Consider the following 13,806-nt stretch of genomic DNA (forward strand, 5'->3'; position numbering starts at 1 on the left):
GGACCCCGCAGGTGCGGGTGTCAGGTGTTGTTCGCCGCCCATGGGAAAGCCCCCGCTCCGTGGCGAACGGACGAGGGGCTTTCCGGGCGGATCAGAACCCGGCGGTGTCGGTGGTCTTCAGATGTTCGGCCAGGGCGGCCGGACCTGTCTCTGGTGCCGTGGCCGGCTGTGCGGCGGGCCTGCGTGGTGCCGGGAAGCCGGTCTTCTTCGTCGGGACCGGCTGCGCGTTCCGGGACGGCGCGGTGTTGACCGGGGCCGGTGCGGGGGCGATGTTCACCACAGGGTTCACGCCGTGGGACTGGCTGGCGGCCACCGCCTCGGCCCGCTGGCGGGCGCGCTCCACGTGACCCTGGCCGATGCCGGATACCGCCTTGTGGCCGGTCGGACACGTGTGCTTTACCAGTGCCGACGTGAATCGGAAGCACGTGCCGCACTGGGTCACCGCGGTGCGCTGGTGGGCGCGGACCAGTTTGTTGAACACCTGGCCGGGACGCTCCGAGGTCTTCATGGCTTCGAAGAACTGCTTGGACACCTTGTGTCCGTACAGCTTGTCGCCAATCCGGGTGGCCATGGTGTTGGTGTTCTCGTCGAATCCCACCTCGTTGATCCAGGATGAGGACACCGGGGTCAGCGCGGCGCCCTTCGCGGCTTCACGGGCCTTGCGGGCCGCCAGCAGGTCCGGGACCTTCGCCAGGGCCGTGGTGACGCGACGGGATTCCAGGACGGCAGCGACGGCCTCGGCAACCTGTTCGCTGGCGGGGCCGTTGCTGGCGCCGGCGCCGCCGAGGGTGGTGGTCTCCCAGGTGTGCGGGCCGGTCTTGGTGACGCGGACCCAGCCTTGGACGGGGGCGCCGCCCCTGAGGGAGACGGAGACCGGCACGTCGAAGGTCGGATTGCCGTTGTCCCCGGAGAAGCGACGGATGGCCGTCGCGGACGGCATGCGCAGCTGGATGTCGTTGTTTCCGTAGTTCATCCGGTGCGTGCGGCGCTTGCCGGACATGGCCTGGCCCTCGTGCATGGACGGGGTGTTGTCATCCGGCATCTGCGGGTAGTTTTTGCCCCCGGCGCCGTACTCGGCGGCGACGAAGTTGTTGTTCCACCATTCATCCCGGTGCGCGGTGGTCGTCGGGGAGGTCAGGGTCCGCAGGGTGGCTGCCGGGACGAAGCCTTGGGCGCGGAACAGTTCGCGCCGCTCGGCCATGGCCTGGCGGTGGCGGGCGGCGGCCAGGACGTTGCCGGGCTCGGCGTGGGCGTAAGCGGCGTACTGGCCGCCGACGGGGATGCCTTTGGGCTGGCGGGGCTTGGAATCGATGCTCATACCTTGCTTGTGTGCGGCTGCGGTGCCAGGGTGACAGCGACGGCGGCAAGTTCCGGCGTGTTGACGCCGAAACCGGGCCAAAACGCGCATAGTAGGAGTAGTACGACTCCTACTACTCCTACTGTGAAGGGGCTAAAAATGGCCGATGCCAGCTCAAAGAGCCGCGTCTACGCCGCGGCCGATAAGATCAGCGCCGAGCGGAGCCCGACGATTTCCACCGTCCGGGAACTGGCCGGCGTCAGCAACGCCGACGCCACCCGGTATCTCAAAGAGTGGCGGGATGACCGCCTCGCCGCTGCAGGCAAGATCGCCGCCGCCCCGCCGTCCGTGACGGAACTGGCCGCGCGCATGGCCGGCACGGTGTGGGCCGAGGCCGCTGCGGCCGCCGACGCCCGCCACGCCGAGGTGGAGAAGGCCTGGAGCGGCGAGCGTGACAACAAGGACCGGGAAATCCAGGAATTGGCCAGGGAACTCGACAGGCTCACGGCGGAGCTGAAGTCCGAAAAGGAGTCCGCCCTGCGCCGCCTGGATGAATGCGCCGCCACGGCCGAAGGGCGGGCCCGTGAAATCACCGCCTTGGCCGCAGAGCTGGCCGCGGCCACGGCGGCCGCCAACAGCCTGACGACCGACCTGGCGACGGCACGGGCCACTGTGGACACGCTGCGGGCCACCCAGGACGCACTTATTGCCAGGATCAGCCCCGAATCCCCCGCCACCCCAGAGGAAGCCGTAACCGACAGCTGAGCACAGGCCGGGAACGCCAAGGGCCGGGACCCTCCGTAGAGAGTCCCGGCCCGTCCCATCTGTCCAGCCCTACTTGGCGACGGCTACCTTGTACTTGGTGTTGCCGAACAGTTCCATGAAGGCGTCGGCGAAGCGCTGTGGCAGGCCCCGGACGTCGTGGGGCATGTTGTTCGCGAGCTTCTGCGCGGAGGGGAAAGCCACATCCGGCTTGCCGCCCTCGGCGCACTTGGCCAGGACGATGGCAGCCTTGCGCCACAGCTCACCGCCACCGGAAAGGCCCAGCGCCGTGACACCCTGGACGAGGGCGAACAGGCGGTCGGCCCGTTCGTTCTTCCAGTCCACCAGCACGGTCCCGTCAATGACCTCGGCCGGGTCGTGACACCCTGGACGAGGGCGAACAGGCGGTCGGCCCGTTCGTTCTTCCAGTCCACCAGCACGGTCCCGTCAATGACCTCGGCCGGGTCGTGCAGGTCGGCGGCGGCAAGCCACTTGAAGTATTCGGTCGCGGCGCCCTCGCCGACCAGGCCCTCGACGACCAGGAAAGCGGACTCCTCGTCGTAGCGGTCCAGCCGGGAGAGGACGTTGATGACGTTCGTCCAGGAACGCGGGGACGGCCATGCGCCACCGGCCTTGACCGGGTCGGTCGGCACCGGCGGGGTCAGGAACTTCGAGTTGACCTTCAAGAACGTGGTCACGGCGGCGGACACCGCAGCCTTGCGGGAGAGCGGATCGGCGGCCAGCATTTCCGAGAGCGGGAGGGGCTTCGTGTTCTGGAAGCCGGTGCCGACGTTCTCCAGCCAGTTGCTCGTGTCGAAAACCCACTTCAGGTGCATCATGCGGTTGGCCATCGGCGCCGGGAGGTCATAGGCGTCCACTGCGGTTTCAATCGGGTTCATCAGGGCCACGATGGAGACGGTGTCGTTGAGCTTGGTGTCGCCGACGTAGCCTTCCTGCACGACGCGCAACATGCCCTTCATGGTGGACGGGGCGGAGGTGTTGAACTCGTCGAGCAGGAGCAGACCCTTGGCGGCGTTGTTCAGGTTCTTCACCCACTGGAAGGACGAGTACTTGATGGCACCCTTGTCCTCGATCATCACGCCCAGGAAGTCGGTTGCTTCACGGTTGGAACCGATGACGGTTTCGCAGTGGCGGCCCCAGCCGGAGGTCGCCGATTCCATGGTGGCCGTCTTGCCCTGGCCGGGCTCGCCGATTACGGCGGTGGGGACGTTGGCTTCGATGCCGGCGGCAAGGGCGCGCTGGAACGGGGAGCCGGGGAATGAGTTGATCGTTGCCATGAGGTTCTCCTAAGAGGTAGGTGGGCGGTCGCCCGTTTGCTTACCTCTCATGTGTGCGGAGTCCTGAAACCCCCTCACCGCCCCGGGCCTAGCCGATGATGCGCCTGATCAGGGCCGCCGCGTCCTGCACCGCAGGGTGGCTGAGCGTGAGAATTTCCGGGGTGCCGGCTACAGTGAGCCCCGAAATGTCCCACAGCCCGTAGCTGGCCCAGCTCGGCTCATAGTAGGACCACCAGGACACCCCGGCATAGCCGCCGGTGTCATACATGGCCCGCGCCCACTGCTGCGTGGAGGGCCGGTCCCGGGAGACGACGCTGCTGGGCCGCAGCGACCACTCCTGCAGCGCCCCCGGGTCATCCAAGTCCAGGATGGCAGGATTCGCCTCGTACTTCGCGAGGGCCTTGAGGGTCCCGCGCGGGGCGCTGGGCGGCGGGGCAAAAATGTCTGCAGTCCAGATCGGGTACCGGCCGAACGCCTCCGCGGCGGCGCCTTCGGCCGAGTCGCCGACGTAGAGCACCTTGTATTGGAGGTCCGGGTCGTCCACCCGACCTGCCCCCTGGCGCGGCCAAACATACAGCGGGTGCCCGTTGTCGTTGGGTCCGGCGGCGTCGGGGTGCCAGTTGAGTACGCGCCAGAACTCCACTAGGCGAAGGCTCCCTGTTCGAAGGCGCGGATCGCCTCGATGACCGGGGCGGCACCTTCGAGCCGGTATACGTCAATGGGGCGGGCGCCCAGATGAGGGTCCTGCCCCTCCAGCCACAGCCGGGCCTGGGCCGGAGTGAAGGCGCCGTGCAGGTAGCCGACGAGGGCGTCCAGGTCGGTGAGCTGGGCCCGGTTGATTTCGTTGGGGACATCCTGGCCGGATACCCATCGTCCGGGCCGGTCCTTGTTCACGCCCAGCAGGGCTGCCACCGTGTTGTTGCCGAGGGCCTTCACCAAGCGTTGGGCCACGGCGCGGGGGCCGTAGTCAGGGACATCCTTCAATCCGGCCAGGTTCACTTTGGGCGGCGTGGTGGCGGGCAGTCTCACACCCCGCTTGAACCGTTTCGGGTGAACTTTGGGCGCCTGAACCAGGCCCTTCGGCAGCAGGGCCACCCCGTCCCGGACCTTGACCCGGAACTCCCGGCCGCCACCTTTGATGATGACCGTCTGTTCCTTTGGCGTGCTATTCGCTGGCATAACCCAACGCTACCTGTTGGGCATCCAATTCTGAAGGGGTGACGCTAATGGTGGGCGGTCCAGGTGTCGGAGCGCCGGGCCACGTTGTAGACCACCTCGACCCACTCGGGCGGGAACCGGGCGGCGCAACCGCGATGGCCCCCGGCAGGGCCTCCCCCGTCACCAGCGCCTCGCTGCTGCTGAACACACCCATCGTCGACCAGACGGCCAGGTGCTCTCCGGCGATGGCGGCGTCACGGAGGATCGAGTCTATTCACTTCTGCCGATACCCGACCGAATACACCGCACCGTCCACCTTTGCTGTGACCTCGTACGTGGTGGCCTTGGTGTTGACGGCCCAGACACCCGTTGGCCCGATGACCAGGTGGTCGATGTCCTTCCGCGGGCTCAACGGGACGGAATGCAGCACCCGGAACCCGCTCCGTTCCAGCCCGGCCACGACGCCGGCCGTGCGCTGCTCCCCGGCCACGCCTGCCCGATACGAGGCGTCGTCCTGGTTCTCGATCAGCTGGCCGGGACGGTTCGCTGTCAGGTCGGTCCATGGGAGAACGGTCGGTGTGGCAGGCTCGTGTGCTGGTTCCGACTTAGGGGCCAGAGGCTGCGGCCGGACTTCCGGGGCTGCAGTCACGGAAGAAACGCGGGCCAGGGCCTGATGCAGAAGCTGCGGTGTCAGCGGATTCCGCGACGGACTCCACCGTGGCCAAGTCCAGGTAGCCGATCCTGGTTCCGTCAGGCAGGTTCACATACAGCCGACGAAGATCCTTCATTTTCCAGGGGTTGTACACGAATGCTCGCTCAAGAGGCGCTATCGCCGGCTCCGCCAGTGCTACAGCTGTGCACCCGGGTGGCTCGCCCTGAACGGATCCCGGTTTCTCCCTTAGCCACTAATCCGCCGCTGACCTTCTTTCTGGCTGTCGGATGCCGAGGATCGTTTCAGGCGCGTAATCGGACGGATGTAGGTGCTTCATTTCCCGTAAACGCCGGTAAATAGATAGCCGTCGCTGCTCTGTCCCGCGACTAGTTTGGTGCCGTCCGCCGAGGAAGCCACTGAGGCCCATCACCGGGTGCCGGCGCCTGTTAGTTGAACCCACTTCACGCCAGAGTCAGTGGAGGTGAAAATGTAGCCGCCAACCTGCCCGGCGACCAGCTTGGTACCGTCAGCCGAGGAAACTGCCGAGATCCAGTTCCAGGTTCCGGCGCTGGTTTGTTCCGTCCGCGTGTTGTACCCGTCAATGTACACACCGATCTTCATTCCATGTATTCTGCCAGCAGTGGCTGGATCATGGACTCTGGACCGCCGGCTACTCGTCGTCCTCGACACGAGGTCGTGGTGTGAAGCGGGCCCGGTCTGGAAAATGTATCCTCGCCCTCAGCTACGTCGAGAACGGAAGTGTCAGGTTGAGCGACCAGATCTACAACGCAGCGGTCATGCACGAGCGTTTCTCCGATCTCTCAGAAATGCGCTCGTACGCGCGCAAGATGATCGGCCATTGGGACCGTTCTCGCGAGAAGCCATTCAACATGAAGTCCGAGTTTGACATCCGAGGCGGAGGACCGTTCATCTGGAGCTTCGTGAATCATGCGGTGAACTTGATGCGGACCGTCATCGAGCTCTCTGAGAAGGACCGAATGCTCCAGGCAATGCCGCTGATCCGACTCATGGTCGAGAACGCCATGACCGCGATCTGGCTCTACCTCGAGCCGAGCAACGCCACGGCGATAATCAAAGAAGGCTTCCGACAGAGGCGGGCCGCCTTCGAGAACCTGGTCGAGACCGAAGCCGAGGGATTCGACCATTCCGACATCGACGAGATAGACGGCATCCTGGCAACACTCGACATAAACCTTCCCTCATTCGAGCAACGATGTCGCCATATCGTCGGAGGGCTCCAGATCTACATCCACTGGCGGCTGCTGAGCACGTACAGCCACGCGGGGATGGGTCTGGGGGACTTCTATTTGGAAGAGATTACCGACCGGCCCGGGCTGGCGTTCGCCCCCGACGCAAAGATCCAAGGACACGAGTCATGGCTCGGCACCGCACTCTGCATGCTGGTCGCGGCGATGAAGGTGTGCAACCTGATCGACGGCAAAGGAAGCCTGAAGTCGCAAATCGAACAGGCAGAACGGAAGATCGGGGTACCAATGGAATTCGCGAAGGTACCTGCAGCGGACAATAAAAAAAAGAGCGCTCAGGCAGGATAGATCTAGATCCGCCCTGCCTGCCGATCCTCCTTCGCCCTGGATCGGTTGAGGTTGACATCGCCACTTAGCGTCTCGAATGTCATTTTCCGAAGGCGAGCGCACTGAGCGTCCGAAGTCCTCTGCACTGAGCTAGGGCGCCCGTAAGGGGAACCCCTTAAGTGCTGCAGATCTGGGAGACTCCTCGCGGCTCCAAACGCAAGCTGAGGTTGTCCAGAGGGGCTGATAGCGTCGGTGAATGTGAACATTCAAGATCAGGACCCTCCGGCTCCCGCCATTACCCCTGAGTTACAGCGGATTCTCGATGCCGCCGCAGCGATGACCGCGAAGGGGCAAGAGCCACGAAGGCACCACCTGGTCCCGAAGTTCTATCTTGAACGCTGGGCCATCAACAACCGCATTCTCGTCACCGATCTCGACATAAACAAAAGCTTTCCTGTCGCACCGATCAATGCGCTGATCGAGACGGACTACTACCGCGTCCCCGCGGGTTCCTTTCAGGGTGGTTCACCAGTTGTGTGGGAAACATGGCTGTCCACAATCGAAGGACACGCCAAATCGGTCTTTGACGCGATCGACAAGAACGGCCTGCCAAACATCAGCGACATTCAACACGCGCACCTCCTTCACTTTCTCGGAGTCCAGATCACCCGCTCGCGCTCCTACCGTTTCCGGGCCCGGTGGATGATGGGCCCCGGCTACTACCAGGCGATGGAGCTGGATCGGCCCGGCTCGATCGAAGCCCTGCTGATCAGAGAAGGCAAAGACCCCTCCCCCGAGAGGATCTCAGAACTGGAGGCCTACTTCGCACAGGTGAACGCCGATCCGTGGAGAGTACCCATGGCGGCTGAGCAGGAGATGCTGATGTCCACCGAAGCGGGCGGAAAAATGGCAGAAACCCTCCATTCCCGCCGGCTTGTGCTGTATCGCACGGCCAAACCTCTGCTGACCTGTGACGAACCGGTTGTCCTCCTACACGAACACATGGGCGCTATTCATCCAGATGACGGCGGATACCTCCGTGCGCCCATCATTGCGTTTCCTTTCGGCCCACGGGAAGTTCTTGCCATGTTCCGTGAGGATCTGCCGTTGTCGCGCCCCAACGATGTGGAGCTGGACTGGAGGGAAACGCTGGAGTTGAACAGGGCCATTGCAGGCAACGCACACCGTCATCTCGTCGAAGGCCCGGACGGGAGGAACGGTGCAAATCTGTACGTTCCCGCGGCAAAGGATCCCGTCCGAATGGTTACGTTGCCGCCAGCCGAAGGTAACGGTCATGAAGTTCTATGGACGACGGCGCAGCGCCGCTGGACAGGTGAGCACGACGCTCCGGTCCGCCCGGTCTCAGCCTGGTGGCCAGCCGCAGTCCCACCACCCCCGCAGGGACCTGCAAGACCTGCAGAGTGAAGTCAGGAGTAGGAATTCAGCCAGCGAGACTGACCCAGGCTGCCCAAGCGGGGAAGACTCACCCATCACCGGCCGGGCGTGGGGATCTTCCCGTCCAAAGCCTGAGACGTCGAAATTGTCACTACAGACCCGACCGTGTGGTGGGCATTCTGGTCACCCAACCGTCCCGAACCCATCCTTCTGTTCCTAGAGGAGTGCGGCTATCCGGTGGATTGGACTCCGCACAATTGGGCTTGTCTCCCCACCGACTGAGTACTGCCGCTCGGTAGCTAGAGCAAAACGATCGGCCATCGGGACACTGCGGAGCGCCGATTGAAGCCGATCTAGTGCAGATCCTGCACTGCGATCGGTGTAGGGCCTGACGAAGATGAGTCACATGGCCCTCGGTGAATGGGGCTATCGGGTTCCGCCGGACAGCCGAGGCGTGGACGGACTTCGCACCAGCTACGACGTCAAAGCCGCTGGCTGTCACTTGCACCTCGACGCCGGCGGCGACTCGGTGCCTTTTGATGAGGCCCGCTCCCGCGCAGCCGATAGGATCCGTACATGAGCTGGTTCAAACGCAAAGAGAAGCCACAGGCCGTGGCCGCCATTTCGTCAGAATCCCCTCGAAATCCGTTGGGTCCAAGAAACCAAGAGGCCGCGAACGCCCGTGCCGCTGCCTCCAAGTCGACCAACTTGTATCCCGCCCCGACGCTTAGCCAAGCGTGGCTGGATCGCTCCGCACCAGCCGAAGATCGTCGTACAGATCTCTGCCCGAACTGCGGCGGCAAGTTAAAGAAGGTCCCCGGTGCGAAGACGAAGTGCCCCCACTGCGGCCGCCAAATGTACGTCCGCGTGGACCCGCGTATCAACGCAACAGTCGTTGTCACTGAGGCCGAATTGGAGGGTATCGACGACGCGAATGCCGTCGCGTATGGAACCTGGGAAGAACGACGACAGGACAAGATCCACCGCGCAGCGGCGCGCGACCGACTTAGACAGAAGTTCGGCTCCACCCCAGACGAAGCCGACGTCAACTGGCAGTTCCTCAACGAGAAGTTTCTGAACGCAGTCGCACACGACGACGGGTACGTCATCTTCACGGTCGCTGGCGAGATGACGGAGCAGCTCATGCGCGAGAAGAAGTATGCCGACGCGGTGCATATGGTCGCACGTGTCATCGTCAATTGGTGGGTCGACGAGGACCACAATATCCCGCCAGCGTGGACTGCGGTCATCGAGAAAGCCGCAAAGAATGGTGTGTCGCTCGAAGATGCACAGACTGCCTTCATCGAAGGCGCGAGAGGGCTGCACGCGATTCCTCGCTACCGTGTGAATGAAGCTGAGGTATGGGACGGTGTCATAGCGCAGGTGCGCCTCTAGCTCAGGCGCAGACTTGGCCGCCACAGCGAACCGATCCGCATGCGTAGAGTTCAGGCGTGCGCATCTTTCTCGCCCGATCCAGCGGAGTTCTAGGCCGCTCGGGTCTGCTGCACGGGTGAGTGACATTTGATTCGCCTAGCCCGAGGAGCTGGCCTGGACAGAAGTTGCCGTGCCCTAGCTGGAAGCTGTGTCAACGTTTCGCGGCCCCGGCTTGTGGTTCACAAGCCGGTCGTTCACTGGAGCGTGGGCAGGCGACTTCGGAAAGTTTCAAAAACAGCGTGGTTCCGCGGGTGTCAGCTTCCCGTATACCCTGCCCGAGAAACAGCCCGGTGATGGGGGGCTAAACGATACACTCAAAACCATGACAGGACTCCTGATCGGGTACGCGCGCGTATCCACCAATGACCAAGACCTCACCGCCCAAAAAAACGCATTGCTTGCCTTGGGCGTGGCACCGGAAAAGACGTTCACCGACCAGGGCCTCACCGGTGCCAACAGGGCGCGGCCTGGACTTGGGCAAGCGCTGGCCGCCTGCCGGGGCGGGGATACCCTTGTCGTGACCAAGCTCGACCGCCTGGCCCGGTCATTGCGCGACGCCAAGGACATAGTTGATGAACTCACTTGTCGCGAGGTCAAGCTCAGCATCGGTGGCTCCGTCCACGACCCCACCGACCCCGTGGGCAAACTCCTTTTCAATGTTCTGGCCATGGTTGCCGAATTCGAGGCGGACCTGATCCGAGCACGAACCCGCGAGGGGATGGCCGTCGCCAAGGCAAAGGGCAAGCTGCGCGGAAAGCAGCCCAAGTTCTCCAAGGCACAAGAAGCGCACTTGGTTTCCATCTACCGGGCAGGAACGCACACGACTGTTGAAATTGCCGAACTCTTCGGCATAGCCCGATCCACCGTCTATAGGGCAATCAACCGCTCCGGAGAGATTGCCGTTTAGGGCTTCGTTAGGCTTGTTGGGGCAGTGCACAGGACTTCGGACACTCAGTGCAGTCGCCTTCGGAAAATGACAACACGCCGCCTTCGGGCAGCACTTATAGAGCTGGAGTCCGTGAGACTCCGGAGCTGTGAGGCTAACGAGGAATGACATCGAGATCTTCCCGACGTGCAAGGCGTCCTAGCGCCGCGTTGTTAAAGTTGCTTCATGACATTCAACGCCCTTCATAAAGCCCTCGGGCTGGAGCCACGCCCGCTGGACTTCAGCATGATCAACGATGCGGTGGAGCGCCAGGTGGCAGAGAGCCCTGACCTGGACTGGAAGCGCTGTCTTCCCATGGACACTCAGAAGCCGGACTGGAAGAACGAATTCGCTAAGGATGTTGCTGCCATGGCGAACTCCGGCGGAGGTGTCATTGTCTTCGGAGTCGAAGAAGAAAAGGCGGTTGCCAGCCGCATCGTTAGTACAGGCGGCATTTCTGACGCGCAGGAGCGGACACTGCGGTCGATAGCATTCAGCGCGATCCATCCTCCCGTACTCGGGGCGAGATTCACACCGGTAACTGATGGCACCGATACGGTCGTGGTTCTCCACGTGCCAGCAAGCCCTGATGCCCCTCACCTTATCTACAAGGGAGACTACTTCGCAGCGCCCCTTCGGGACGGCTCCCGAACCGACTGGATGAAGGAGAAGCTCCTCGAGAACGCCTACCGGCTGCGTCTGGATGGCCGCTCGCAGCGGACGGCCGAGCTGGAGCGACTCCTGGAGTACTCGGGCGGCTCTGCATCGGAGAGGGTGTGGATGGTTGCTGCAGCACTGCCCTTAAACCCGAGGCCTGCTGGGCTGGGCGCGCTCTCGGTCGAATTGGCGCGTGAGATATTCAAATCAGCACGCAAGAGACGCTTCGTCTTTGCTGAACGCGGTAGCTGGAGCCCCTTCGACTCGATCGACGGCCTCAATCCGCGTCCTGGCCTCCGGCGGTGGGTCGACCGAACACAGGCCCACCTTTTGCCGTCCACATCGAAAAGGGAGGTGACAGCTGAAGTCCACCACAACGGCGCCGTGACCTTGGCCGGCTCGGTGGGTGGGTTCCTGAGCCGGGAAGAGTCCGACAGCAGCCACGTACACCCTAGTGATCTTGAAGGGTTCGTCGCTGATTTCATGGCTCTTGCGTCCTCGACAGCTCGCGAGGCTGGGCTGGACGGTACATACCAAATTGCGGTGTCTTTGAAATGGGATGGTGCCGCCCCCATGTACATTCGGATTCCCGACCAGAGCGGCTATCTCCTGGACACGACCTATGGAACCCCTATCCGCAGATTCGAAAATATCTACTCGGAGTTTGATTCAGGGAGTAGTGACGAGACCCTCCTGGAGACTGTGCGGCAGACTGCTCTGGACGTTGTAAATCAAGGCGGCGCCCAGTATCTACGTGAGATCAACTAACCGCCGGCTAAGTTCTTGAGACCCATGCCGTCGGCACTGCAGCCCGGACTTCTGGACCCGCCTTGGTAGAGTCAGGGCCGCGGCAGGGGCCGCAGGAACAAGAAGGGGAATCGATGGGTTTGGTGACCTGGCTGCGGCAGCGGGGGAAGCGTGAACTCGGGCCGCCGGCGGTGGCCCCGCCGCAGCAACCGACGGATCGGCGAGTCATGTCCGTCTCGATTGGCTACAGTGCCTGCCTGGAGGTCGCGGGTACGACCACCTTTGCCAAGGAAGCGGTGGAAGGCCTTGCTGCCCGGGAGGGTCTTGGTGAGCGAGGCTACTACCAGGGCATTGCCCAACTTCAGCGCGACCCGAAGAACCCGGTCAACGCGCGCGCTGTCTCTGTCATCGTCAATGGCGAGAGGGTCGGCTGCCTCCCCTCCTACGCTTCTGAGGACGTGCACCTGCCCGTGGGTGTAAGCCAACCGGTGCCCTACCAGCTGCACGTCCTGCGGGAGCAGAAGCTCCTGGCGAAGGCGTATGTCTGGCTTGGCGACGGAGAACCCGCATGGGCCTACACCAAAGTGAATCCCCCGGCGCTGACTCCCCGGGAACGGATCGACAGCGCCCACACCGGCCGGTCCGAGATGGTCCGGGAAGCGCTGGAGGGCGGCGGGGCACGAGCGGCCCAGTTCCGGCGGGGCATGGTCGATGGTGTCCACTACCTGGAGCTCGTTGAGCCAATCAAGCAGTTGAAACGTGAAGGCCGGCTCGAAGAGGCGCTGGTCCTTTGCTATAAGGCCATCCAGGGTGCCGAAAGCGATGCTGGCGGCCGGGAGCCGGCGCCCTGGTACACGGAGCAGGCAGCCATCGTCCACCGGAAGCTCCGCGAGCGGGACGAGGAAATCGCGGTACTGAAGAGGTGGCTGGCCAAATGCCCGAAGTCCCGCCGTGGCGGGAGCCGGATCGCGGAACGCCTTGCCAGGCTCGAAGATGCCTAATCCGGCCGCCGGCCGTGTCCTAGGAAAAGAACCCGCCGTGAACCCCTTCGGACAGGCCCTTCGTCGCGCCTGCATGATGAACTGAACTCTCTCTCGTCGACACCCGTCAGAAGCCTGGATTGATGATTTCGATCTTCAGTCCGGTCAGATAGTCCACCAGCCAGTCGAGGCCGTCCCCGGCCGCAAAGATTCGTCCTCCCGACGGGACGGCCTTCAAGTCGCCGGCCGCCACCCGGTCGCCGAAGAAAACATAGGCCCGGTCAGTGTTCCGGCGATTGCTCATCCAGGCCAGGCCGTCGAACCCTGCGGCGTGCGCCATAGACTAAGGCGATGAATCTGCGTTTACCGGAAGAGCTGGACCGCCAGCTGGAGCGGCTTGCCGCCGAAGAGCATACGTCCAAGTCCGCGCTGCTGTTGCAAGGTGCTGAACTTGTCCTGCAGCGCGCAGGGCGCCGGCGGGACGTTGAAGCCGGCCTCGAATTCATCATGGCCCATGACGCCGAGCTACTCGAACGCTTGGGGGATGCGTAACGTCGTTCCTCGACGTTGAAGATGCCCTCAGGGTGATTAACCGCTATGGATTCCACGGCCGAGACATCGGCCTCATCGCCTCAGCCCTGGCACGACCGGCAACTACCGTCATGGGGGCAGAGGCCTACCCGTCGCTGGCAACCAAAGCCGCCCTACTTCTCGAATCTGTCGCCCGTTTCCACCCTCTCATCGATGGCAACAAACGCACCGCCTGGACCCTGATGGCCTTATTCTTGTGGATAAACGGCCACCGCCCATAACTTCACGGCTGACGAAGCGTTCGATCTTGTCCTCGGAGTTGCCTCCGGAGGCACCGAAGTGGACGAGAGCGCCGGCCTCATCGTCGTCCACCTGGCAGCAAGGTACAGCCCGGACGAAGTGCTCGAAGAAATCCTT

Annotated in this window: 16 protein-coding genes; 9 read left to right on the forward strand and 7 right to left on the reverse strand. The window is 63.3% G+C overall.

Annotated elements, in window-relative coordinates; all coding sequences use genetic code 11:
• Nucleotides 1-91 precede the first annotated feature (91 nt).
• Nucleotides 92-1,318 carry a hypothetical protein gene (locus tag G6034_RS14370; RefSeq protein WP_246295970.1) on the reverse strand — a complete coding sequence of 409 codons (1,227 nt, stop codon included), beginning with the start codon at nt 1,316-1,318 and terminating at the stop codon, nt 92-94.
• Nucleotides 1,319-1,456: 138 nt separating this feature from the next.
• On the opposite strand from G6034_RS14370, the gene G6034_RS14375 reads away from it, so the two are divergent.
• Entirely contained in the window at nt 1,457-2,062 is a 606-nt protein-coding gene (locus G6034_RS14375; RefSeq protein ID WP_176635794.1) for a DNA-binding protein, read from the forward strand.
• 83 nt (nt 2,063-2,145) lie between these two features.
• Here the strand turns inward: G6034_RS14375 and G6034_RS14380 are convergent, their stop codons facing one another.
• From G6034_RS14380 to G6034_RS14400, 5 genes are all read right to left on the reverse strand, one after another.
• Entirely contained in the window at nt 2,146-3,357 is a 1,212-nt protein-coding gene (locus tag G6034_RS14380) for a MoxR family ATPase (RefSeq protein WP_176635795.1), read from the reverse strand.
• A gap of 88 nt (nt 3,358-3,445) precedes the next feature.
• Complete coding sequence (locus G6034_RS14385; protein ID WP_176635796.1) at nt 3,446-4,000, reverse strand: RES domain-containing protein; 555 nt, start codon at nt 3,998-4,000, stop codon at nt 3,446-3,448.
• Nucleotides 4,000-4,536, reverse strand: a complete 537-nt coding sequence (locus G6034_RS14390) for a hypothetical protein (protein WP_176635797.1) — start codon at nt 4,534-4,536, stop codon at nt 4,000-4,002. The genes G6034_RS14385 and G6034_RS14390 overlap by 1 nt, the downstream gene beginning before the upstream one ends.
• A 253-nt stretch (nt 4,537-4,789) precedes the next feature.
• On the reverse strand, nt 4,790-5,164 hold the full coding sequence (locus G6034_RS20330) for an NERD domain-containing protein (protein WP_218063936.1): 375 nt from the start codon (nt 5,162-5,164) through the stop codon (nt 4,790-4,792).
• 429 nt (nt 5,165-5,593) lie between these two features.
• Complete coding sequence (locus G6034_RS14400; protein WP_176635798.1) at nt 5,594-5,788, reverse strand: hypothetical protein; 195 nt, start codon at nt 5,786-5,788, stop codon at nt 5,594-5,596.
• A gap of 146 nt (nt 5,789-5,934) precedes the next feature.
• Between G6034_RS14400 and G6034_RS14405 the strand changes: the two genes are divergently transcribed.
• From G6034_RS14405 to G6034_RS14430, 6 genes are all read left to right on the forward strand, one after another.
• Nucleotides 5,935-6,741, forward strand: coding sequence for a DUF5677 domain-containing protein (locus G6034_RS14405; protein WP_176635799.1), 807 nt, complete (start codon nt 5,935-5,937; stop codon nt 6,739-6,741).
• Nucleotides 6,742-6,978: 237 nt separating this feature from the next.
• A complete protein-coding gene (locus G6034_RS14410) occupies nt 6,979-8,145 on the forward strand; it encodes a DUF4238 domain-containing protein (RefSeq protein WP_176635800.1) in 1,167 nt (388 codons plus the stop codon).
• 546 nt (nt 8,146-8,691) lie between these two features.
• Nucleotides 8,692-9,510, forward strand: coding sequence for a hypothetical protein (locus tag G6034_RS14415; protein WP_176635801.1), 819 nt, complete (start codon nt 8,692-8,694; stop codon nt 9,508-9,510).
• Nucleotides 9,511-9,871: 361 nt separating this feature from the next.
• A complete protein-coding gene (locus G6034_RS14420; protein WP_176635802.1) occupies nt 9,872-10,456 on the forward strand; it encodes a recombinase family protein in 585 nt (194 codons plus the stop codon).
• Between the two features lie 204 nt (nt 10,457-10,660).
• Nucleotides 10,661-11,899: an AlbA family DNA-binding domain-containing protein gene (locus G6034_RS14425; protein ID WP_176635803.1), complete on the forward strand. Its 1,239-nt coding sequence runs from the start codon at nt 10,661-10,663 to the stop codon at nt 11,897-11,899.
• 206 nt (nt 11,900-12,105) lie between these two features.
• Nucleotides 12,106-12,879: a hypothetical protein gene (locus G6034_RS14430; protein ID WP_176635804.1), complete on the forward strand. Its 774-nt coding sequence runs from the start codon at nt 12,106-12,108 to the stop codon at nt 12,877-12,879.
• A 106-nt stretch (nt 12,880-12,985) separates the two neighbouring features.
• Here the strand turns inward: G6034_RS14430 and G6034_RS14435 are convergent, their stop codons facing one another.
• Nucleotides 12,986-13,198, reverse strand: coding sequence for a hypothetical protein (locus tag G6034_RS14435; protein WP_176635805.1), 213 nt, complete (start codon nt 13,196-13,198; stop codon nt 12,986-12,988).
• An 11-nt stretch (nt 13,199-13,209) separates the two neighbouring features.
• On the opposite strand from G6034_RS14435, the gene G6034_RS14440 reads away from it, so the two are divergent.
• Both G6034_RS14440 and G6034_RS19895 read left to right on the forward strand, forming a co-directional pair.
• Nucleotides 13,210-13,410 (forward strand): ribbon-helix-helix protein, CopG family, encoded by a 201-nt coding sequence (locus tag G6034_RS14440; RefSeq protein ID WP_176635806.1) that lies wholly within the window; start codon nt 13,210-13,212, stop codon nt 13,408-13,410.
• 32 nt (nt 13,411-13,442) lie between these two features.
• Nucleotides 13,443-13,670: a Fic family protein gene (locus tag G6034_RS19895; protein ID WP_176635807.1), complete on the forward strand. Its 228-nt coding sequence runs from the start codon at nt 13,443-13,445 to the stop codon at nt 13,668-13,670.
• Nucleotides 13,671-13,806: the final 136 nt, after the last annotated feature.

It is taken from the genome of Arthrobacter wenxiniae (genome assembly GCF_013376105.1).
Taxonomy (GTDB): domain Bacteria; phylum Actinomycetota; class Actinomycetes; order Actinomycetales; family Micrococcaceae; genus Specibacter; species Specibacter wenxiniae.

Excerpts from the sequence above, each read along its gene's own strand:
- G6034_RS14370 (WP_246295970.1), bottom strand. The coding sequence starts at position 1,318 with ATGAGCATCGATTCCAAGCCCCGCCAGCCCAAAGGCATCCCCGTCGGC.
- G6034_RS14375 (WP_176635794.1), top strand. The coding sequence starts at position 1,457 with ATGGCCGATGCCAGCTCAAAGAGCCGCGTCTACGCCGCGGCCGATAAG.
- G6034_RS14380 (WP_176635795.1), bottom strand. The coding sequence starts at position 3,357 with ATGGCAACGATCAACTCATTCCCCGGCTCCCCGTTCCAGCGCGCCCTT.
- G6034_RS14390 (WP_176635797.1), bottom strand. The coding sequence starts at position 4,536 with ATGCCAGCGAATAGCACGCCAAAGGAACAGACGGTCATCATCAAAGGT.
- G6034_RS14400 (WP_176635798.1), bottom strand. The coding sequence starts at position 5,788 with ATGAAGATCGGTGTGTACATTGACGGGTACAACACGCGGACGGAACAA.
- G6034_RS14415 (WP_176635801.1), top strand. The coding sequence starts at position 8,692 with ATGAGCTGGTTCAAACGCAAAGAGAAGCCACAGGCCGTGGCCGCCATT.
- G6034_RS14420 (WP_176635802.1), top strand. The coding sequence starts at position 9,872 with ATGACAGGACTCCTGATCGGGTACGCGCGCGTATCCACCAATGACCAA.
- G6034_RS14425 (WP_176635803.1), top strand. The coding sequence starts at position 10,661 with ATGACATTCAACGCCCTTCATAAAGCCCTCGGGCTGGAGCCACGCCCG.
- G6034_RS14430 (WP_176635804.1), top strand. The coding sequence starts at position 12,106 with ATGTCCGTCTCGATTGGCTACAGTGCCTGCCTGGAGGTCGCGGGTACG.
- G6034_RS14435 (WP_176635805.1), bottom strand. The coding sequence starts at position 13,198 with ATGGCGCACGCCGCAGGGTTCGACGGCCTGGCCTGGATGAGCAATCGC.
- G6034_RS14440 (WP_176635806.1), top strand. The coding sequence starts at position 13,210 with ATGAATCTGCGTTTACCGGAAGAGCTGGACCGCCAGCTGGAGCGGCTT.